The organism is Rhodopseudomonas palustris (assembly GCF_003591005.1).
Lineage (GTDB): Bacteria > Pseudomonadota > Alphaproteobacteria > Rhizobiales > Xanthobacteraceae > Rhodopseudomonas > Rhodopseudomonas palustris_K.
The window spans coordinates 115,461-136,104 of sequence record NZ_QYYD01000017.1; the positions used below are offsets into that span (position 1 = coordinate 115,461).

The window sequence follows — 20,644 nt, forward strand, 5'->3', positions numbered from 1 at the left end:
AACCAGTCGCTTCTAGGAGGACTTGACCATGCGTACGTTTGATCTCACCCCGTTCTATCGCTCCACCATCGGCTTCGACCGCCTGTTCAATCTGCTGGACCAGAACGCCAGCGATGCGTCGGCGCCCGGCTATCCGCCTTACAATATCGAGCGCACCGGCGATAACGCGTATCGTATCACCGTCGCCGTATCCGGTTTCTCCCCGGCCGAACTGTCGATCGTGACCAAGGAGAACCAGCTCACCATCAAGGGCGAGAAGACCGCGAACGAGAACGGCAGCAAATCCGAGGTGCTGTATCGCGGCATTGCCGCGCGCGCCTTCGAGCGGGCCTTCCAGCTCGCCGACTACGTCACGGTGAAGAACGCCAGCCTCGAGAACGGTCTGCTGCACGTCGATCTCGTCCGCGAGATTCCGGAGGCCAAGAAGCCCCGCAGCATTCCGATCACCACCTCGGCGCAAGCCGCGCCGCAAGTGGTCGATCAGACCGGCGAGAAGGCCGCCGCCTAACCGCAGCGCCACTCACCAACGACACGCGACGCCCCGGGAAACCGGGGCGTTCTGTTGTGAGGTGGTCCTGACAATCATTGGGTGTTGGCTACGGACCTCGTGCTTCGTCATGACCGGGGCGCCTTGGCCAGACCCCCGGCATGGCGAAGGAAATTGAGAGCGACGATGCTGCGCGTCGGGCGGCGTCAGCGCGGCGCGTTGACGCGGGGTGCGAACGGTCGCACCATGGATCAGATTCTGTCCAGGTGTGCGCGTGACTGCTCTGAGCCAACGTCAATCGGAAATTCTCAACCTCGCCCGCGCTTCGGGGCGGGTGATGGTGGACGATCTCGCCCGGCGCTTCGACGTGTCGGCGCAGACCATCCGCAAGGATCTCAACGATCTGTGCGACCAGCGCTCGCTGACGCGCATTCATGGCGGCGCGATTATTGCGTCCGGGGTCGAGAACCTCGCTTACGAGGCGCGCCGCTTCGTTGCCGCCGATGAAAAGCGCGCGATCGGCGCAGCGGCGGCGGCGCAGATCCCGAACGGCTGCTCGCTGTTCATCAATATCGGCACCACCACCGAGGAAGTCGCCGGAGCGCTGACGGCGCATCACGAACTGTTGGTGATTACCAACAATCTCAACGTCGCGATGCAGCTCTACAAATATCCGCGCATCGAGGTGATCGTCGCCGGCGGAACGGTGCGGCGCGCCGACGGCGCAGTGATCGGTTCGGCCGCGATCAGCCTGATCGGCCAGTTCAAGGTCGACTACGCGATCATCGGCGCTTCGGCGATCGACGAGGAAGGCGCGCTACTCGACTTCGACTACCGCGAAGTGCAGGCCGCGCAGGCGATCATCGCCAATGCACGCAGCGTGATGCTGGTGGCTGACTCCACCAAGCTGCGCCGGAGCGCGCCCGTGCGCATCGCGCATCTCAGCCAGATCCAGACCTTCGTCACCGACGAGGCGCTGCCGCCGGCGCTGCAGACGATCTGCGAGGCCCACGGCATCGAGGTGATCGAAGCGCTGCCGAAGCGGGCGGACGAGGTCGACGACACCGCGGCCTGACGATCCAGACGACTGCCACGCACCGACAAGTCTCGCCATAGCCGGGCTTGTGCCGAGCATCCCCGCCTTTCTTGCGGCCTCCGCGGCAAGCCGTGGATGCCCGGCACAAGGCCGGTCATGACGAGTCGAGAGGCCGCAGCTTTGGGCCTGGCCACCTCTAATGGGTGCTATCTCCTCTTATCAACTTCAGATTGCGTTACCGCATTCGCAAGACGATGCACGACCGGTCACATCCCGCTTGCTTTCGTTTTGTATTCTGATCTATTTCGCTTCGAAAGAAATTCGACAGAAGCGAAAGCTGCAGTGCAGCAATTCGCAAGCTTGCGAGGAGCGCCGGTGGGGAAAGTTTTCGATCTCGCGATCATTGGCGGCGGGATCAACGGCTGCGGCATCGCCCGCGACGCGGCCGGCCGGGGCAATTCCGTGTTTCTCTGCGAGATGAACGACCTCGCCAGCGGCACCTCGTCGTGGTCGACGAAGCTGATCCATGGCGGGCTGCGCTATCTCGAATATTTCGAATTCCGGCTGGTGCGGGAGGCGCTGATCGAGCGCGAGCGGCTGTGGCAGATCGCGCCGCACATCATCGGGCCGCTGCGCTTCGTGCTGCCGCATCATTCCGGGCTCCGGCCGGCGTGGCGGCTGCGGCTCGGGCTCTTCCTTTACGACTATATCGGCGGCCGCAAGCTGCTGCCGCCGACGCGCTCGGTCGATCTCGCGCATGACGAGGTCGGCAAGCCGCTGATCCCGGGCCGCTTCACCAAGGGCTTCGAATACTCCGACTGCTTCGTCGATGATGCGCGGCTGGTGGTGCTGACGGCACGTGATGCGGCCGAGCGCGGCGCGGAGATTCGCACCCGCACCCGCGCGGTCGAAGTGCGTCAGCACGACGGCATCTGGCACGTCACCACTGAGGATCGGCGCAGCGGCGCGCGCAGCACCATCCAGGCGCGGGCGCTGGTCAATGCAGCCGGGCCGTGGGTCGAGAACGTGCTGGCCGCCGGCTCCGGCGTCAACGCGACCTCCAAGGTGCGGCTGGTGCAGGGCTCCCACATCGTGGTGCCGAAGCTGTATGCGCACGACCGCGCTTACATTTTCCAGAACGCTGACGGCCGCATCGTGTTCGCGATCCCGTACCAGGGCGAATTCACCCTGATCGGCACCACCGACCGCGACTACCAGGGCGATCCGTCGCAGGTGAAAGCGACGCCGGAGGAGATCGCCTATTTGTGCGACGCGGTCAGCGGCTACTTTGCCAGGCCGGTCAAGCCGGCGGACGTGGTGTGGACGTTCTCCGGGGTGCGGCCGCTGTATGACGACGGCGCCAGCGAAGCCAAGGCGGCGACGCGCGACTACGTGTTCGAGCTCGACAAGCCCGGCGGCGCGCCGCTGCTGTCGATCTATGGCGGCAAGATCACCACCTATCGGCGGTTGTCCGAAGAGGCGCTGGAGAAGCTCGCGCCATATCTGAAAGGCACGCAGGCGCAGGAAGGCTGGACCGCGCAGCAGCCGCTGCCGGGCGGCGATTTCGCGGTCGACGGCGGCCCGGCGCTGGTGGCCGACTTGACGCGTGACTATCCGTTCCTGGCGCAGCCGCATGCGTATCGACTGGTGCACGCCTACGGCACCCGCGCGCGCAAATTGCTGGGGGAAGCGCGGTCGATGGCCGATCTCGGCCGCGACTTCGGCGCCACATTGACGGAGGCCGAGGTCCGCTATCTGATGAAACACGAATGGGCCTGCAGCGCGGACGATGTCGTCTGGCGGCGATCCAAGCTCGGACTGCGGCTGACGCCTGCGGCGATCGCCGAACTCGACGCCTGGATGGCCGGCCACGACGCCGCCGAAAACGCCCAGCAACACGCGGGAGGCCGGGCATGAGCGTCAGCCTGGAGCACGTCACCCGAACGATCGACGGCCAGCCGGCGATCCGCGACGTGTCGCTGACCCTGGAGCGCGGCACGCTGAGCGTGCTGCTCGGGCCGACGCTGTCCGGCAAGACTTCCATCATGCGGCTGCTCGCAGGCCTCGACAAGCCGACCAGCGGCCGCGTGCTGGTCGACGGCAAGGACGTCACCGGCGCCGACGTGCGCAAGCGCTCGGTGGCGATGGTGTATCAGCAATTCATCAACTACCCGTCGCTCACCGTGTACGAGAACATCGCCTCGCCGCTGCGCGTGCAGGGCAAGCCGCGCGCCGAGATCGAGCGCCGGGTGCAGGAAGCCGCCAAGCTGTTGAAGCTGGAGCCGTATCTGCAGCGCACGCCGCTGCAGATGTCCGGCGGCCAGCAGCAGCGCACTGCGATCGCCCGCGCGCTGGTCAAGGGCGCCGATCTGGTGCTGCTCGACGAGCCACTCGCCAACCTCGACTATAAGCTGCGCGAAGAACTGCGCACCGAGCTGCCGAAGATCTTCGAGGCGTCGGGGGCGATCTTTGTTTACGCCACCACCGAGCCGTCGGAAGCGCTGCTGCTCGGCGGCCGCACCATCTGCATGTGGGAAGGTCAGGCGCTGCAGGTCGGCCCGACCCCGATGGTGTATCGCAAGCCGGATACGCTGCGCGTCGCGCAGGTGTTCTCCGATCCGCCGCTCAACCTGGTCGGCGCCGAGAAGAAGGCCGGCACGGTGCACTATTCCGGTGGCGTCACCGCACCGGCGACCGGCGTGTTCGCCGGGCTCGGCGACGGCGCCTACCGGGTCGGCTTCCGCGCGCATCAGATCGCGGTGAAGGGCGCTGATGCGGATCGTCACGCGTTTCAGACCAAAGTGGCGATCACCGAGATCACCGGCTCGGAGAGCTTTGTGCATCTGAAGCGCGGCGACGACAATTGGGTCGCGGTGCTGCACGGCATTCACGAATTCGAGCCCGGCCAGCCGCTCGACGCCATCCTCGATCCCGCCAATCTCTTCGTGTTCGACGCGGCCGACCGCCTCGTCGCCGCGCCGAAGCCGAACTGAGGGGCAGCCCGATGGCGCGCATTGACCTCGTCGATCTCGCTCACTCCTATCTCGTCGGCGACGACCTGCCGCCGGCCGCCTACGCGCTGAAGCCGGTGTCGATGACCTGGCGGCAGGGCGGCGCCTACGCGCTGCTCGGCCCCAGCGGCTGCGGCAAGACCACGCTGCTCAATATCATCTCCGGCATCGTCACGCCGTCGCGCGGCAAGATCCTGTTCGACGGCAAGGACGTCACGCAACTGTCGACGCGCGAGCGCAACATCGCCCAGGTATTCCAGTTTCCGGTGATCTACGACACCATGACGGTGCGCGAGAATCTCGCGTTCCCGCTGAAGAACCGCGGCGTACCGAAGGCCGAGATCGACCGCCGCGTCGCTGAGATCGCCGACCTGCTCGACCTCACCGCCAATCTGAAGCGCAAGGCGACGCGGCTCACCGCCGACGCCAAGCAGAAGATCTCGCTCGGCCGCGGCCTGGTGCGCAGCGACGTCGCGGCGATCCTGTTCGACGAGCCGCTGACGGTGATCGATCCGCATCTGAAGTGGGAGCTGCGCAGCAAGCTCAAGGCTCTGCACCGCGCGCTCGATCTGACGATGATCTACGTCACCCATGATCAGACCGAAGCGCTCACCTTCGCCGACACAGTTGTGGTGATGCACGATGGCCGCGTCGTGCAGAGCGGCACGCCCGAACAGCTGTTCGAGAAGCCGGCGCACACCTTCGTTGGTTACTTCATCGGCTCCCCCGGCATGAACATCGTGGCTGCGCAGGTGAAGGGCCGCGAGGCGCTGGTCAGTGACCACGCCATCCGGCTCGCGCGCGGCTACGACAATCTGCCGGCCGGCGCCAAGATCGAGATCGGGGTGCGGCCGGAATTCGTGCACCTCACCGCCAAGGCGCCGGGGCTGCTGTCGGGCCGCATTGAGCGCATCGACGATCTCGGCCGCGTTCGCTTCGCCTCGGTGCGGGTCGGCGACGCCAAGTTCGCCGCGCGCGTGCCGGACGGCTTCACGCCGAACGGCGAAGAGGCCGGGTTGCGGTTCGAACCGTCGCACATCCACGTCTACGCCGACAGTCAGATTGTCGAGGGCAGTGCATTGGAGCAAGTCGCCTGATGGACAAGGTCGTCAACCAGAAGGCCTGGTTGCTGGTGCTGCCGGTGTTCGCCATCGTGGCGTTCTCGGCGATCCTGCCGCTGATGACGGTGGTGAACTATTCGGTGCAGGACACCTTCGGCAACAACCAGTTCTTCTGGAACGGGGTGGGCTGGTTCAAGGAACTGCTCGATCCGTCGAGCGATCTCGGCGGCCGGTTCTTCGCCTCGCTGGGGCGCAATCTGGCGTTCTCGATGATCATCCTGGCGATCGAAGTGCCGCTTGGCATCGTGGTGGCGCTGGCGATGCCGCGGCATGGCTGGAGCGTGGCGTTCTGCCTGGTGATCATGGCGCTGCCGCTGCTGATCCCGTGGAACGTGGTCGGCACAATCTGGCAGATTTTTGGCCGCCCCGACATCGGTCTGATGGGCTACACGCTGAACAGCCTCGGCTTCAACTACAACTACGTCTCCAATGATTTCGACGCCTGGGCCACCGTGGTGGTGATGGATGTCTGGCACTGGACCAGCCTGGTGGCGCTGCTCTGCTACGCCGGCCTGAAGTCGATCCCGGACGCGTATTATCAGGCGGCGCAGATCGACGGCGCGTCGCGCTGGGCGGTGTTCAAGGCGATCCAACTGCCGAAGATGCACCGCGTGCTCCTGATCGCCGTGCTGCTGCGCTTCATGGACAGCTTCATGATCTACACCGAGCCGTTCGTCGTCACCGGCGGCGGGCCGGGCAATTCGACCACCTTCATCTCGATCGAGCTGGTCAAGATCGCGCTTGGGCAGTTCGATCTCGGTAAGGCCGCGGCGCTGTCGATCGTCTACAACCTGATCATCATCATCGTCTGCTGGGTGTTCTACACCGTGATGACCAATGCGGGCGCCGAGCGCCAGCCGACCGAAGGGAACGCGTGATGCATTCGATCCCCGGCCGCCGCATCGTGATGGCGCTGTATCTGTTGTTCCTGATGGTGCCGATCTACTGGCTCGTCAATATGAGCTTCAAGACCAATGGCGAGATCGTCTCGACCATGACGCTGTGGCCGCACCAGCCGACGCTGGAAAACTACCGGACGATCTTCACCGATCCAAGCTGGTATTCGGGCTACATCAACTCGCTGCAATACGTCGTCATCAACACCGTGCTGTCGATCTCCTTCGCGCTGCCGGCCGCCTACGCGTTTTCGCGCTACCGCTTCCTCGGCGACAAGCATCTGTTCTTCTGGCTGCTGTCCAACCGAATGGCGCCGGCCGCCGTCTATGCGCTGCCGTTCTTCAACCTCTATTCGGCGATCAACTTGTTCGACACGCCGTGGGCGGTCGCGCTGGCGCACTGCCTGTTCAACGTGCCGCTGGCGGTGTGGATTCTCGAAGGCTTCGTGTCCGGCGTGCCGAAGGAGATCGACGAGACCGCGTTTCTCGATGGCTATTCGTTTCCACGTTTCTTCGTAAAAATCCTGATGCCCTTGATCGCCTCGGGTATCGGCGTCGCGGCGTTCTTCTGCTTCATGTTTTCCTGGGTTGAGCTGCTGCTGGCGCGCACGCTGACTTCGGTCAACGCCAAGCCGATCTCTGCGGTGATGACCCGCACGGTGTCGGCCGCCGGCATGGACTGGGGCCTGCTCGCCGCCGCCGGCGTGCTCACCATCATCCCGGGCGCGCTGGTCATCTGGTTCGTCCGCAACTACATCGCGCGCGGTTTTGCGCTGGGGCGGGTGTGAGGATGGCCACAATGCACCCACGTCTCCCCGTCATTGCGAGCGAAGCGAAGCAATCCAGCGCGGTGCACGGCGCTGGATTGCTTCGTCGCTTCGCTCCTCGCAATGACGGGGTTGATGTCGTCGCGCGTAATGATCAAAGGGGAGCGCTCTGATCATGGACTCCTTCGCCTGGATGGCGTGGACCTGGCCGACGGCGATCTTCTTCGTCGCGCTGGCGGGCACGCTTGCGACCATGACGTGGCTTGCGGTGGCCTATTCGGAAGTCGAGCGCGTCGGCGTGCTGCGGATTCCGACGACGCGCGGCGACCGTTTGTTCGTTTCCCTGATTCTTGCCGCGGTGATTCACCTGGTGTGGATCGCGGTGGTCGGGACCGATCCGCTGCTGACGCTGCCGATCGGAGAAGGTGTCGAAGTGTCGAGCCTGTGGCTCGCCACCGGGATGTCGCTGCTCTCAGCCGTTGCGATCTTTCGCACCGTCTGAGCGCGGCGAATAAGGACCAGATCCGGGATCAACCCGGACCTGAAGTTTGTCGTTAAACGGAGGATCCAAGGATGCGACGCTCAGTTGGACGCAAGACACACAGCCGCGCGCGGCTGATGACGATGGCGAGTGCCGCGGCGCTGGTCGCGGCTTCGATGACGTTGGCGGCGCCGGCGTGGTCGGCCGATGACGCCGTGCTGAAGAAGTGGATCGACGAGGAATTCCAGCCGTCGACGCTGTCCAAAGAAGACCAGATGAAAGAGCTGCAATGGTTCGCCAAGGCCGCCGAACCGTTCAAGGGGATGGACATCAACGTCGTCTCCGAAACCATCACTACCCATGAATACGAAGCCAAGACGCTCGCCAAAGCGTTCTCCGAAATCACTGGCATCAAGCTGAAGCACGATCTGATCCAGGAAGGCGATGTCGTCGAGAAGCTGCAGACCCAGATGCAGTCCGGCAAGAACGTCTACGACGGCTGGATCAACGATTCGGACTTGATCGGCACGCATTTCCGCTACGGCCAGACCATCGCACTGTCGGACTACATGGCCGGCGAGGGCAAGGAAGTCACCAATCCGGGGCTCGACATCGAGGACTTCATCGGCCGCTCGTTCACCACGGCGCCCGACAAGAAGATGTATCAGCTGCCGGACCAGCAGTTCGCCAACCTGTATTGGTTCCGGTACGACTGGTTCACCAATCCGGAGTACAAGGAGAAGTTCAAGGCCAAGTACGGCTACGAGCTCGGCGTACCGGTAAATTGGTCGGCCTATGAGGACATCGCCGAGTTCTTCACCAACGACGTCAAAGAGATCAACGGCGTCAAGGTCTATGGCCACATGGACTACGGCAAGAAGGATCCGTCGCTCGGCTGGCGCTTCACCGACGCCTGGCTGTCGATGGCCGGCAACGGCGACAAGGGCCTGCCGAACGGCCTGCCGGTCGACGAATGGGGCATCCGCATGGAAGGCTGCCGTCCGGTCGGCTCGTCGATCGAGCGCGGCGGCGACACCAACGGCCCGGCAGCGGTGTACTCGATCGTCAAATATCTCGACTGGATGAAGAAGTACGCGCCGCCGCAGGCGCAGGGCATGACCTTCTCGGAGTCGGGCCCGGTGCCGGCGCAGGGCAACGTCGCCCAGCAGATCTTCTGGTACACCGCCTTCACCGCCGACATGGTGAAGCCGGGCCTTGCGGTGATGAACGCCGACGGCACGCCGAAGTGGCGGATGGCGCCGTCGCCGAAGGGCGCGTATTGGAAGGAGGGCATGAAGCTCGGCTATCAGGACGTCGGCTCCGGCACGCTGCTGAAGTCGACCCCGCCGGATCGCCGCAAGGCCGCCTGGCTGTATCTGCAGTTCATCACCTCCAAGACGGTGAGCCTGAAGAAGAGCCACGTCGGTCTCACCTTCATCCGTGAGAGCGATATCTGGGACAAGTCGTTCACCGAGCGCGCGCCGAAGCTCGGCGGTCTGGTCGAGTTCTATCGCTCGCCGGCCCGCGTGCAGTGGTCGCCGACCGGCAACAACATCCCGGACTATCCGAAGCTGGCGCAGCTGTGGTGGCAGAACATCGGCGATGCGTCGTCCGGTGCGAAGACGCCGCAGGCGGCGATGGACTCGCTCGCCGCCGCGCAGGACTCCGTGCTGGAACGCCTTGAAAAGTCGAAGGTGCAAGGCGACTGCGGTCCGAAGCTGAACAAGAAGGAGACCGCCGAGTACTGGTACGAGAAGTCCGCCAAGGACGGCAATATCGCGCCGCAGCGCAAGCTGGCGAACGAGAAGCCGAAGGGTGAGACCGTCGACTACGACACCCTGATCAAGTCCTGGCCCGCCTCGCCGCCGAAGCGCGCGGAAGCAAAGTAAGTCTCTCTCACGATAATCGAGGAGGCCGGTCTCCGGCCTCCTTTCTTCTTCTCACCCGTTTCGGCTCACTGCCGGATACAGGGCCAGCCGAGCCGAACCCGCTCGCTGGATTCCCACAAAGCGACCACGCGGGTTGCGCCGCCTCGATGGCGGCGGCGATCCAATGCGTGCAAAAAAACTCCAACAAGGAAACCTATCGTGCGATCATCACTGTCGCCGAACCGAAACCGGTTCTGGCTCGCCATCTCCCTGATCTTCTTCGTCATCTCTGCGGTCGGCGCCTGGCTGGTGCAGACCTCGGCCGGACAAATCGAAGTCCGCGACCTGCGCTGGGAAACCCCGTCCGGTCTGGTACTCAGCGCGCTGCTGTTCAAGCCGAAGGGCGTCAGCGCCGACAAGCCGGTGCCGGGCATCGTCACCAGTCACGGCATGCTCAACAGCCGCGAGATGCAGGACTCGACCTATGTCGAGCTCGCGCGCCGCGGCTATGTGGTGCTGGCCATCGACATGTATGGCCACGGCTTCTCGCAGGTGGTGACCGGGCCACAGCGTGACCGCGCCCGCGCCACCGGCATGTATGACGGCGTCGAGCTGATCGCGTCGCTGCCCTATGTCGACAAGGACAAGATCGGCATCACCGGGCATTCGTTCGGCGGCCGCTCGGCGAACTGGTCGATGCCGTTCGACAACAAGCGCGACAAGCCGCTGGTGTCGGCGGTGTTGCTGCAGACCGCGGACGCGACCTATATCGACCCGAAGACCAAGCAGTATTTCAACGACTACGGCTCCCGTCACGTCGGCATCATCGCCGACGAATGGGACGAGTTCTTCTTTCGCCAGAAGGGCGCCGACGGCAAGATGAGCAAGCCGGGCGCGTTCCTCTCGACCGACAACGCGCAGTCGTTCCTGCATTTCGGCGCGGATCCGAAAGCGGTGAGCGACAAGCGCGTCGCCGATGCGGTCTATACTGAAACGATCGACGGCAAGCAGGCCTCGCGTGTCATCTACATGTTCCAGAACATGACGCATCCGTGGGCGCCGTTCTCGGAGCGGTCGACCGCGCGGATCGTTGAATTCTTCGATCGCGTGTTCGGTGCGCCGGTGCCGATCGATAGCCACTCCCAGATCTGGCAGTACAAGGAAGCCTTCAACGGCCTCGGCCTGATCGCCTTCGCGATCTTCCTGGTGGCGTTCACCAAATGGATGTTGGAGACGAGGACGTTCGCCCCCCTGCATACGCCGGCCGGTCCGGTCGGCCCGATTGCCACCACGTCCGGCCAGCGCTGGCTGTGGGGCGGCCTGGTGGTGTCGGCGATCGTTTCGGCGGGGTCCTACCTGCTGCTGTTCGATCCGGTGCAGAACCTGCAGCCTGGATTCCGTACGCAATATCCGCCGCTGTTCATCGGCATCTGGGCCGCCGTCAACGGCCTGTTCGCGATCCTGTTCATGTGGGCGTATTACCGGACTGCAGGCCGGCGCGACGGCGTGGATCTGGCCGCGACCGGCGTGACGATGCCGGCGCGCAAGCTCTGGCTGACGGTGCTGCTGGCGATCACCGTCGTCGCGGCAGCTTATGCGATCGTGTTTGCGGCGGACTATCTGCTCAAGGTGGACTTCCGGCTGTGGGTGCTGGCGGTGAAGCCGTTCGGTGTCGACCGCATTCCGTTCGTGCTGGCGATGCTGCCGCTGTTCGGTCTGTACTTCGTCGCAAATTCGGTGGCGCTCAACGCCTTCGACCGCTTCACGCTGCTCGGCCGCGAATGGGTCAACACGACCGTGGTGGGGCTGTTCAACGTGCTCGGCGGTGTCATCGTGCTGCTGCTGCAATACGGCACGTTCTTCACAACCGGCGAGATGAGCCCGTTCATCCAGGCAATGGAGGGCATCTACATGATCCCGATCGTAGTGATCCTGTTCGTCACCGCAGTGATCGCCCGCAAGATCTATCGCGCCACCAACAATCCGTATCTCGGCGGCCTGATCAACACGCTCGTCGTGACGATGATGACCATCGCCAACACGCAGACGCTGTATCCGAGCTGATCGGCTGCGCGTACCGCGGACAAGCGAAAGGCCGGGAGCGATCCCGGCCTTTTTGTCTTCGACTGCAGTTGTTCTCCGCAGGCCCCTCCGCGAGTCATTCCGGGGCGCTTCGCGAAGCGAAGCGAACCCGGAATCTCGCAGTTGTGGAAAGGCTGAGTCGCAGAACGCTTCGGGATTCCGGGTTCGCGCTACGCGCGCCCCGGAATGACAGTGGGTGGGGCTGGGCGGCTTACTGCGCCGCTTGGGCCGATTCCAGCGTCGGGTAGTCGGTGTAGCCCTTGGCGCCGCCGCCGTAGTAGGTGGCCTTGTCGCCTTCGTTGAGCGGAGCGTTCTGCCTCAGGCGGTCGACCAGATCGGGGTTGGCGATGAACGGCTTGCCGAAGGCGATCAGGTCGGCGGCGCCGGAGTCGAGCTGCCTGTTGGCGAGCGTGAGGTCGTAGGCGTTGTTGCCGATGTAGGCGCCGCTGAAACGCTTGCGCAAGGACGCGTAGTCGAACGGCGCGACGTCGCGCGGGCCGCCGGTGGCGCCCTCGATGACGTGGATGTAGACCAGCTTCAGCTTGTTCAGCTCGTCGGTGATGTAGTCGAACAGTGCCTGCGGATCTGAGTCGGAGACGTCGTTGGCGGGCGTCACCGGCGAGATGCGGATGCCGGTGCGCTCCGGACCGATCTGCTTGGCCACGGCCGCCGCTACTTCGAGCATCAGCCGCGCGCGGTTCTGGATCGAGCCGCCGTATTCGTCCGTGCGTTTATTGCTGCTGTCGCGGGCGAACTGATCGAGCAGATAGCCGTTGGCGCCGTGGATCTCGACGCCGTCGAAGCCGGCCTTGATGGCGTTGGCGGCGGCCTTGCGGAAATCGTCAACGATGCCGGGAATCTCGTTTAGCTCGAGCGCGCGCGGCTCGGAGACGTCGGCGAACTTGCCGCCCACGAACGTCTTGGTGGCGGCCTTGATGGCCGACGGCGCCACCGGCTTGCCGCCGTTCGGCTGCAGGTCGACATGCGAGATGCGGCCGACGTGCCAGAGCTGGATGAAGATCTTGCCGCCGCGCTTATGCACCTCGTCGGTGACCTTCTTCCACGCCGCCACCTGTGCGTCCGAATAGATGCCGGGCGTGTCCTGGTAGCCCTGGCCCTGCTGCGAGACCTGGCTGGCCTCGGTGATCAGGAGGCCGGCACTGGCGCGCTGGCCGTAATATTCAGCCGCCAGCGGGCTCGGGACCAGTCCTTCAGGAATCGCACGATTGCGGGTCAGCGGCGCCATTACGATGCGGTTGGCGAGGGTGATGGGGCCGAGCTTGAAGGGCTCGAAAAGCTTGGATGTCGACATAAGGCCGTCCTGAACGATTGCGGATGGCCTGGAACTGGGGGCGAAAGGCCGGAATCACAAGCGGCTGGCCAAAAATAGATGCGCCGGCATGAAATTTGTCGGGGGACGGAAGAATGTGCTGGAAAAACGCTCGGCGGGGCGACGTTCTCCCCGCCGAGCGATGACGGCTCAATGCGCGGAGGCGGTCGCGGCCCGGTTGCGGCTCTTGCTGGTCAGCGCCGGACGCTGGCGGCGGAAGAACCAAAAGGCGAACGGCGCCACGAACAGCGAGCCGAATGCCGGCAGCGCCGCGGCGCGCAGGATCTCGCTCGCCCCGAGGGTCTCGCCACCGACGCCGAAGCGGCCGAGCACGATGGCGATCACCAGCGTGACGATCGGCGCCACGACGATCGTGCCGGCGCCTGCGGCCTGCGAGACCAGCCGGCCGGCCGGAGCTACGGTTGCGGTCACGCGCGCCAGAGCGATGGCTGCGGCGAAAGCCAGTGCGGTGAGCACGATGAGCAGTGTCATGTCCAACTTCCTGTTTGCTTGGACAAACCCGCAAGCCGGTATCGGAATGGGCGGGATTGTCTTGTCGGTGGAGCGCGACGCGGGAGAGAGCGCCCCGAACGGCAACAGGATACTTTGTGCAACTGCACATAGGTTTGATCTGGCGCAGATCATACCGCCCGGCTGGCGCGTCAGGACCGCGCATCGGGCTTGCCCTACGACTTTGGTTGCGGTTCAACCTGCCGGTTTTGAGCCACCGCGCAGCCGGCCGACGATCCCGGTCGGGAAGAAATAGACGCTGAGCACGAACAGCACGCCGAGCCACAGCAGCCAGCGGTCGGGATGCAGCAGCCCGGGCAGCAGCGGCAGCCCGGCATCGGCGGCGGCGGTCGAGGCGGCGCCCATCAGTGCCTGCAGATAGTTCTGCGCCAGGATGAAGATGGTGGCGCCGATGATCGCGCCGTAGATCGTGCCCATACCGCCGATCACCACCATCAGCAGGATGTCCAGCATGATCGAGAAACTCAGCGACGTATCCGGCCCGGCATAGCGCAGCCACATCGCGTTGAGCACGCCGGCCGCGGCCGCGACCAAAGCGGCCAGCACGTTGGCATAAGTGAGGTGGAAGACGGTGCGATAGCCGAGCGCCTCGGCGCGGAAACGGTTCTCGCGGACCGCCTGCAGCACCCGGCCGAACGGCGAGTTCACCACCCGCAGCAGCGCCAGGATCATGCCGGCGCAGCCGATCAGGATGATGTAGTAGGTCAGGATGCGGCCATTGATCCGCACGCCGAAGAAATCTTTGACGAACACCGTGCCGGGCCGCAGCAGCTCCGGCAGGCTGAAGCTGCGGCCGTCCTCGCCGCCGGTCAGCCACGACAGCTGCGACGCCAGCACGAGAAACGCGGAGGCCACCGCCAGCGTGATCATCGCAAAGAAGATCGCCTCGACACGCAGTGAGAACAGCCCGATCGCCAGCGCCAGCAGCGCGGCCAGCGGCAGGCCGATGACGATGCCAGCGCCGACGGCGGCCCAGCTCGGCCCCATGCCGTACAGCGCGATCGCCACCGCATAGCTGCCGATGCCGTAGAACATGGTGTGGGCGAACGACACCGTACCGGTGTAGCCGAGTAGCAAGTCATACGACGCCACCAGCGCCGCGAAGATGCAGATCTTGGCGGCGACGTTGAGCGGCTTGGCGCCGGGAAACAGAAATGGCGTCAGCGCCAGCACGGCGACGATGATGATCAGCAGCAGCGCCAGCACCCGGCTGCGCGGCGGATCGCCGGACAGGATCATCATCGTGACGTCACCGCATAGAGCCCGCGCGGCCGCCACATCAGGATGGCGACCATCAGCAGGATGTTGGAGACCAGCGCCAGCTTCGGCAGCAGGAAGCCGCCGTAATTGGCGACCATCGCCACCAGCAGCGCGCCGATGAAGCAGCCGCCCACCGAGCCGAGCCCGCCGATGATCACCACGATGAAGATCAGGACGGTGAGCTCGTTGCCCATCGAGGCGTGGACCTGCTCCCGATACAGCGCCCACATGATGCCGCCGAGCCCGGCCAGCGCCGAGCCGACCATGAACACGCCGAGGAACAGCCGCTTGACGTGATAGCCGAGCGCTTCGACCATCTCCCGGTTCTCGACGCCGGCGCGGATCAACAGGCCGATCTTGGTGCGGTTCAGCGTCAGCTGGATGCCGGCGAACACGATCAGCCCGACCAGCATCACCAGCAGGCGATATTTGGCGATGGCGATGTCGCCGATGATGAAGGAGCCGCGCAGCGTGTCCGGCAGCGGCAGCGGAATGATCTGCGGCCCCCACAGCGCGTACAGCGCTTGCTCGGCAACGATCAGCCCGCCGGTGGTCATCAGGATCTGCTTCAGATGCTGGCCGTACACCGGCAGGATCAGCACGCGCTCGACGACAAGGCCAAGCGCTCCCGACACCGCCATCGCGGCCAGCGCCGCCGGCGCCAGCACGGCGAGATTGATCAGCAGCGAGTCGGATTGCGACATCGCCGCCAGCGGCAGCAGCACCAGCGTGGCGATGTAGGCGCCGACCGAGATGAAGGCGCCGTGGCCGAAGTTGAGTACGTCCATCAAGCCGAACACCAGCGTCAACCCGGACGCCATGGTGAAGATCATCATCCCCATCGCCAGCGACGCGATCGTCAGCGTCACCCACGACGAGAACGACCCGACCAGCGGCAGCATCAGCAGCGCCAGGATCACCGGCAGAAGCACCGGCAACAGATCGCGCTTGGCCTTCGGCAACGGATCGGAGGTGGAGGCGGGGAAGTCGGTCACTGATGCGCCTCCAAGCTGAGCATGTAGCCCGCATGAGCGAAAGCGACATGCGGGGATGACGCGATGACCCGCATATCGCTGCGCTCATGCGGGCTACGCGCTGCGCTTCTCGCAATGACGGGGAGAGGGCGGTGAGCGATCGTCACTGATGCGCCTCCAGGCTTAATCCGAGGAGCTTCTCCTGCAGCGGCACGTCGGCGGCCAGCTCCGCCATGGCGCCGCGGTGGACGATCATGCCGTTGTCCATCACCAGCACGCTGTCGCCGATCTGCTGGGCGACGTGAAAATTCTGCTCGACCAGGAGGATGGTGGCGCCGCTGCGCTTGATCTCGGCGAAGCACTCGATCAGCGCCCCGATGATCGCCGGCGCCAGCCCCTTGGTCGGCTCGTCGATCAGCAGCAACTGCCGAGGCTCGATGATGGCGCGGGCGATCGACAGCATCTGCTTCTGTCCACCGGACAGCGAGCCGGCCCGGGACAGCCAGAACTTCCGCAGCGCCGGAAAGAAGCCGAAGATCCAGTCGAGCCGCGCCGTCTCCATCGCGCGTTCACGCGCGGCCAGGATCAGGTTTTCCTTCACGGTGAGATCGGAGAACACCGCCATCGTCTCGGGCACGTAGCCGATGCCGAGCCGTGCGATCTCCGGAGTCGCCAGCGCCTCGATGCGCTTGCCTGCGAGGGTGATCTCGCCTTTCGAAGCCGGCCACAGCCCCATGATGGTGCGCAGCGTCGTCGTCTTGCCGGCGCCGTTGCGCCCGAGCAGCATCGTGGTCTGCCCCGCCGGCACGACGCAGTCGACGCCCTGCAGGATGTGATAGCGGCCGATATTGGTATGCACGCCGGAGAGGGTGAGCAGGTCGGTCATGCTGCGCTCGCTGATGAGGAGCTGTGACCTCTCTCCGAAGCGAGGTCTGCTCCCCTCCCCCTTGCGGGGAGGGGTCGGGGGTGGGGGTGCCCCAGGCACCGTGCCCGCGTCGCCCTCACCCCAACCCTCTCCCGCAAGCGGGAGAGGGGGCGCGTTGGCGTGCGGGGAGGGGTCGCGGCCAACACCTGCGCTGGGTCGATCACCATCACCCTCACGCCGCGCTCTTCCCCGGCGCGATGCCGAGATACGCCTCTTGCACGATCGGCGAGGCGATTACTTCGGCGGGTTTGCCGGCGGCGACGAGTTTGCCGTGGTGGAGTACAATGATGCGGTCGGCCAGCGAACGGACGACGTCCATCTTGTGCTCGACCAACAGGATGATCTTGGACGGATCGGCCTTCAGCCGCGCGATCAGATCGAGCACCACCGGGACCTCGTCGACGCTCATGCCGGCGGTCGGCTCGTCGAACATGTAGACCTTGGGCTCCAGCGCCATCATCAGCGCGACTTCGAGCTTGCGCTGGTCGCCATGCGACAGCGCGGTGGCGGCGACAGTGCGGCGGCTGCCGAGCGCGACGCTGTCGAGGATGGCGTCGGCGCGCTCGATCAGATCGCGCCGCGTCCGCCAGGGCCGCAGCATGTCGTAATGCGTGCCGCTATGCGCCTGCACGGCGAGGCGGACGTTCTCCTCGACGCTGAGATTGGGAAACAGGTTGGTGAGCTGGAAGGCGCGGCCGAGTCCGGCGCGGGTACGCAGCGGCGCGGTCATTTTGGTGATGTCAGCGCCGTCGAACAGGATGCGGCCGGCGCTCGGCTTAAGCTGGCCGGACATCAAATTGAAATACGTGGTCTTGCCGGCGCCGTTCGGCCCGACAATCGCCGTCAGCTCGCCCGGCCGAAACGCACAGCTCACCCCATCGACCGCGACATGGCCGCCGAAGCGAATTGTGAGGGATTGGGTTTCGAGGGTGGTCATGGCTGAACAGTTGGATCCGGCACAACGTCAGAGTTCGTCATTCCGGGGCGCGAGCGAAGCTCGCGAACCCGGAATCTCGTCGCCACAACTTCGGGCTTCCGGGTTCGCGCTTCGCGCGCCCCGGAATGACTCCCTTGTGGCTGTTACTTCTTGTTCTTGATCGGGATGGTCATCTCCTCGATCTTCAGCTCGCGCACCGGTTCGAGTACGGCCCAGGCCAGCGCCGGGTCGACCTTGACCTTGAAGTGATACATGCTCTGCAGCGCCTGATGGTCTTCCTTGCGGAACATCATCTTGCCCTTGGGCGTGTCGAACTCCATGCCTTCCATCGCGGCGATCAGCTTCTCGGTGTCGGTCGACTTCGCCTTCTGCACGGCGGTGACCACCGCCATCGCGGCCGAGAAGCCGCCGGCGGTGAAGAAGTCCGGCGGCGCGTTGAAGCGCTTCTGATGCTCGGTCACCAGCCAGTCGTTGATCGGGTTCTTGGGGATGTCGTAGTAGTAATAGGTCGCGCCTTCCATGCCGGGCAGACGCTTGTAGGCGGCGAGCGCGGGCAGGATGTTGCCGCCGGTCGACAGCTCGATGCCGTAGCGCTTCGGGTCCATGTCCTGCAGCTTGGTCAAGGGATCGCCGCCGCCGGCCCACACCACCCAGATGATTTTCTTGCCCGGCTTGTCCTTCAGCGCATCGAACAGCCGCTGGCCAACCGCGGTGAAGTCGGTGGTGGTGGTCGGGACGTATTCCTCGGCGGCGAGCGTCGCACCGGTCTTGGCGAGCGCGTCCTTGAAGGCGGCGACGCCGTCGCGGCCGAACGCGTAGTCCTGCGCCAGCGTCGCGATGGTGACGCCCTGCTTGCCGATCGCGACCGCATTGGAGATCGCGTCCTGCGAGGAGTTGCGGCCGGTGCGGAAGATGTAGCGATTCCACTTCTCGCCGGTGATCTGGTCGGCGACCGCCGGCTCGACGATCAGGATCTTCTTGTTCTCTTCGGCGACCGGCAGATCGGCCAGCGCAGCGGCCGACGACGAGGTGCCGATCGCGATGTCGGCGCCGTCGTCCTGATAGGCTTCGGCGAGGGCGGCCTTGGAGAGGTCGGGCTTGGACTGATCGTCCTTGGTGATCACCACGATCTTGCGCCCATCGAGCGTCATCGTGCCCTTGGTGGCGTATTCCAGCCCCATCATCAGGCCGGTCTCGGTCTGTTTGGCATAGGCCTCGAGCGGGCCGGTCTTGCCGTAGATCAGCGCGATCTTGAGATCGTCGGCCTTGGCGGCGACCGCTCCGGTCAGCGCAAAAGCAGCGGCAGCAAGGATGGAGAGATGACGCACGTTGTTCCTCCGGATGTCGTTGCGCGCGACCCTAGAGCAAGACGACGAAAGTTGGAACGTGCCGGCAGATGAAATTTAGCTATTGCGGTAAAGGCGGCGGCAGGCGTCGCTGACGCTGCGCCGGCGGCGCGCCGGCCGGGCGGAATGGCGGCTCGGCGGAAGCGGATGGCGCGGACGACGCCGAGCCGCCCATCCGGGTGAGCAATTCGGCGGTCGGCCAGGAATCCGCCGGAAGGCCGTATTTAATCTGCATCGCCTTGACGCCGGTGCGGGTCTGCTGGCCGAGGATGCCGTCGACCTTGCCGACGTCGAAGCCGGCGCGCGCCAGCAATTGCTGGAGCTGCTTCATCTCGTTGAACGACAGTTGCGCGACCTGCGCGGACGGCTTGCGCATCGGCGGCGCGCCCGCGATGCGGGTGGCGAGATACGCCGCCGTGGTCGAGTAGATCAGTGAGTTATTCCATTCCGTGTAAGCGGCAAAGTTGGCGTAGGCGAGGAACGCCGGGCCGTGCCGGCCCATCGGCAGCAGCAGCGACGCCGGCATCTCGTCCTTCGGCAGCGGCCGGCCGTCCGGATAAGTCACGCCCCATTGCGCCCATTGGGTGCGCGGCTGCTTCACCAGCAGATCGGCCTGATCCCATGGCAGATTGGCCGGGACCTGCACCTCCTGCAGCCACGGCTCGCCGCGCCGCCATTTCAGGCCGGCGGCGATGTAGTGCGCGGTCGAGCCGATCACGTCGGGCGCACTGTGCAGCAGGTCACGGTGGCCGTTGCCATCATAGTCGACCGCGTAGTCGTAGTAGTGCCGCGGCAGAAATTGCGTCTGGCCGAGCTCGCCGGCCCACGAGCCGATCATCTCGTCCGGCGAAAGATCGCCGCGGTCGACGATCTTCAGGGCCGCGATGGTCTCGGCCTGAAACATCTCGGAGCGGCGGCAATCATAGGCCAGCGACACCAGCGAGCGCAGCGTCGACAGATTGCCCTGCACCGCGCCGAAATCGCTTTCCAGCGCCCAGAACGCCGCGATCACCGCCGGCGGTACGCCATACTCCTTCTCGGCGCGCGCGAACGCTTGCGCGTACTGCTTGATCAGCTGCTGGCCCTTGACGCGGCGGCCTTCAGTCGCCATCCGCCCGGCGAACACGGTGAAGATCTGCCCGAACACGCGCTGGCCGCGATCGCGATTGACGATGCCCTGGTCGTAGACGAGATACGGCGACGCCTGCGCGATCGCGCGCTGCGACACCCCGGCCGCGACCGCCTGCTGCTTCAACCCGGCAAGGAACTGATCGAAGCTCTGCCCGCCGTGACACGAGGCGCCGCGCTGGGCGAATGCGGGGGAGGCGGAAACGGTTACTGCTGCTGATAATGCCAGCGCGGCGACGAACCCGCACGACCGTTCCAGCATCGAATTGATCCGTTGCATCGCCACCTCACCAAACGTCATCGCCGGGCTCGCCCGGCGATCCATCAAATCAGAAGAGCCGACTGTTGTTGGGATGGATGGCCGGGTCAAGCCCACGGCTGTCCGGTTTAAATTTGATCAATACTGAGGCTCAACTGTCGCTGATCTTTGATGGTCGGCGGCGGTTTGAGCAGGGCGTCGATCG

The 20,644-nt window shown here is 64.9% G+C and carries 18 protein-coding genes; 10 read left to right on the forward strand and 8 right to left on the reverse strand.

Annotated features, from left to right (window positions below):
- Positions 1–28: 28 nt before the first annotated feature.
- The 10 genes from D4Q52_RS17115 (at position 29) to D4Q52_RS17160 (ending at position 11,731) form a co-directional block, all read left to right on the forward strand.
- Positions 29–508, forward strand: coding sequence for an Hsp20 family protein (locus tag D4Q52_RS17115; RefSeq protein WP_119857798.1), 480 nt, complete (start codon positions 29–31; stop codon positions 506–508).
- A 253-nt stretch (positions 509–761) separates the two neighbouring features.
- Positions 762–1,562 carry a DeoR/GlpR family DNA-binding transcription regulator gene (locus D4Q52_RS17120; RefSeq protein WP_119857799.1) on the forward strand — a complete coding sequence of 267 codons (801 nt, stop codon included), beginning with the start codon at positions 762–764 and terminating at the stop codon, positions 1,560–1,562.
- A gap of 336 nt (positions 1,563–1,898) precedes the next feature.
- The gene (gene glpD / locus D4Q52_RS17125) at positions 1,899–3,440 is read left to right on the forward strand and encodes a glycerol-3-phosphate dehydrogenase (RefSeq protein ID WP_119857778.1); all 1,542 of its coding nucleotides are present in this window, start codon (positions 1,899–1,901) and stop codon (positions 3,438–3,440) included.
- A complete protein-coding gene (locus tag D4Q52_RS17130; RefSeq protein ID WP_119857779.1) occupies positions 3,437–4,516 on the forward strand; it encodes an ABC transporter ATP-binding protein in 1,080 nt (359 codons plus the stop codon). The genes glpD and D4Q52_RS17130 overlap by 4 nt, the downstream gene beginning before the upstream one ends.
- Positions 4,517–4,527: 11 nt before the next feature.
- Positions 4,528–5,631, forward strand: a complete 1,104-nt coding sequence (locus D4Q52_RS17135) for an ABC transporter ATP-binding protein (protein WP_119857780.1) — start codon at positions 4,528–4,530, stop codon at positions 5,629–5,631.
- The gene (locus D4Q52_RS17140) at positions 5,631–6,533 is read left to right on the forward strand and encodes a carbohydrate ABC transporter permease (protein WP_119857781.1); all 903 of its coding nucleotides are present in this window, start codon (positions 5,631–5,633) and stop codon (positions 6,531–6,533) included. Before D4Q52_RS17135 ends, D4Q52_RS17140 begins: the two co-directional genes overlap by 1 nt.
- Entirely contained in the window at positions 6,533–7,339 is an 807-nt protein-coding gene (locus D4Q52_RS17145) for a carbohydrate ABC transporter permease (protein ID WP_119857782.1), read from the forward strand. Before D4Q52_RS17140 ends, D4Q52_RS17145 begins: the two co-directional genes overlap by 1 nt.
- Before the next feature lie 154 nt (positions 7,340–7,493).
- A complete protein-coding gene (locus D4Q52_RS17150; protein WP_119857783.1) occupies positions 7,494–7,820 on the forward strand; it encodes a DUF2160 domain-containing protein in 327 nt (108 codons plus the stop codon).
- 122 nt (positions 7,821–7,942) lie between these two features.
- Positions 7,943–9,688 (forward strand): ABC transporter substrate-binding protein, encoded by a 1,746-nt coding sequence (locus D4Q52_RS17155; protein ID WP_119857800.1) that lies wholly within the window; start codon positions 7,943–7,945, stop codon positions 9,686–9,688.
- Positions 9,689–9,886: 198 nt separating this feature from the next.
- Positions 9,887–11,731: an alpha/beta hydrolase family protein gene (locus D4Q52_RS17160; protein ID WP_210210145.1), complete on the forward strand. Its 1,845-nt coding sequence runs from the start codon at positions 9,887–9,889 to the stop codon at positions 11,729–11,731.
- A gap of 229 nt (positions 11,732–11,960) precedes the next feature.
- Here the strand turns inward: D4Q52_RS17160 and D4Q52_RS17165 are convergent, their stop codons facing one another.
- The 8 genes from D4Q52_RS17165 to D4Q52_RS17205 all read right to left on the reverse strand — a co-directional run bounded on the left by D4Q52_RS17165 (position 11,961) and on the right by D4Q52_RS17205 (position 20,442).
- Positions 11,961–13,061, reverse strand: coding sequence for an alkene reductase (locus D4Q52_RS17165; RefSeq protein ID WP_119857784.1), 1,101 nt, complete (start codon positions 13,059–13,061; stop codon positions 11,961–11,963).
- Positions 13,062–13,229: 168 nt separating this feature from the next.
- The gene (locus D4Q52_RS17170) at positions 13,230–13,571 is read right to left on the reverse strand and encodes a sodium:proton exchanger (protein ID WP_119857785.1); all 342 of its coding nucleotides are present in this window, start codon (positions 13,569–13,571) and stop codon (positions 13,230–13,232) included.
- A gap of 213 nt (positions 13,572–13,784) precedes the next feature.
- A complete protein-coding gene (locus tag D4Q52_RS17175; RefSeq protein WP_182915347.1) occupies positions 13,785–14,852 on the reverse strand; it encodes a branched-chain amino acid ABC transporter permease in 1,068 nt (355 codons plus the stop codon).
- Complete coding sequence (locus tag D4Q52_RS17180) at positions 14,849–15,832, reverse strand: branched-chain amino acid ABC transporter permease (RefSeq protein WP_425328492.1); 984 nt, start codon at positions 15,830–15,832, stop codon at positions 14,849–14,851. Before D4Q52_RS17180 ends, D4Q52_RS17175 begins: the two co-directional genes overlap by 4 nt.
- Before the next feature lie 175 nt (positions 15,833–16,007).
- Entirely contained in the window at positions 16,008–16,730 is a 723-nt protein-coding gene (locus D4Q52_RS17185; RefSeq protein WP_119857788.1) for an ABC transporter ATP-binding protein, read from the reverse strand.
- A gap of 211 nt (positions 16,731–16,941) precedes the next feature.
- Complete coding sequence (locus tag D4Q52_RS17195) at positions 16,942–17,706, reverse strand: ABC transporter ATP-binding protein (RefSeq protein WP_119857789.1); 765 nt, start codon at positions 17,704–17,706, stop codon at positions 16,942–16,944.
- A 143-nt stretch (positions 17,707–17,849) separates the two neighbouring features.
- Positions 17,850–19,034 (reverse strand): substrate-binding domain-containing protein, encoded by a 1,185-nt coding sequence (locus tag D4Q52_RS17200; RefSeq protein ID WP_119857790.1) that lies wholly within the window; start codon positions 19,032–19,034, stop codon positions 17,850–17,852.
- A 79-nt stretch (positions 19,035–19,113) separates the two neighbouring features.
- Entirely contained in the window at positions 19,114–20,442 is a 1,329-nt protein-coding gene (locus D4Q52_RS17205; protein ID WP_234831229.1) for a lytic murein transglycosylase, read from the reverse strand.
- Between the last annotated feature and the right edge of the window lie 202 nt (positions 20,443–20,644).

Excerpts from the sequence above, each read along its gene's own strand:
- D4Q52_RS17115 (WP_119857798.1), top strand. The coding sequence starts at position 29 with ATGCGTACGTTTGATCTCACCCCGTTCTATCGCTCCACCATCGGCTTC.
- D4Q52_RS17130 (WP_119857779.1), top strand. The coding sequence starts at position 3,437 with ATGAGCGTCAGCCTGGAGCACGTCACCCGAACGATCGACGGCCAGCCG.
- D4Q52_RS17135 (WP_119857780.1), top strand. The coding sequence starts at position 4,528 with ATGGCGCGCATTGACCTCGTCGATCTCGCTCACTCCTATCTCGTCGGC.
- D4Q52_RS17140 (WP_119857781.1), top strand. The coding sequence starts at position 5,631 with ATGGACAAGGTCGTCAACCAGAAGGCCTGGTTGCTGGTGCTGCCGGTG.
- D4Q52_RS17145 (WP_119857782.1), top strand. The coding sequence starts at position 6,533 with ATGCATTCGATCCCCGGCCGCCGCATCGTGATGGCGCTGTATCTGTTG.
- D4Q52_RS17150 (WP_119857783.1), top strand. The coding sequence starts at position 7,494 with ATGGACTCCTTCGCCTGGATGGCGTGGACCTGGCCGACGGCGATCTTC.
- D4Q52_RS17155 (WP_119857800.1), top strand. The coding sequence starts at position 7,943 with ATGGCGAGTGCCGCGGCGCTGGTCGCGGCTTCGATGACGTTGGCGGCG.
- D4Q52_RS17165 (WP_119857784.1), bottom strand. The coding sequence starts at position 13,061 with ATGTCGACATCCAAGCTTTTCGAGCCCTTCAAGCTCGGCCCCATCACC.
- D4Q52_RS17170 (WP_119857785.1), bottom strand. The coding sequence starts at position 13,571 with ATGACACTGCTCATCGTGCTCACCGCACTGGCTTTCGCCGCAGCCATC.
- D4Q52_RS17175 (WP_182915347.1), bottom strand. The coding sequence starts at position 14,852 with ATGATGATCCTGTCCGGCGATCCGCCGCGCAGCCGGGTGCTGGCGCTG.
- D4Q52_RS17185 (WP_119857788.1), bottom strand. The coding sequence starts at position 16,730 with ATGACCGACCTGCTCACCCTCTCCGGCGTGCATACCAATATCGGCCGC.
- D4Q52_RS17195 (WP_119857789.1), bottom strand. The coding sequence starts at position 17,706 with ATGACCACCCTCGAAACCCAATCCCTCACAATTCGCTTCGGCGGCCAT.
- D4Q52_RS17205 (WP_234831229.1), bottom strand. The coding sequence starts at position 20,442 with ATGCTGGAACGGTCGTGCGGGTTCGTCGCCGCGCTGGCATTATCAGCA.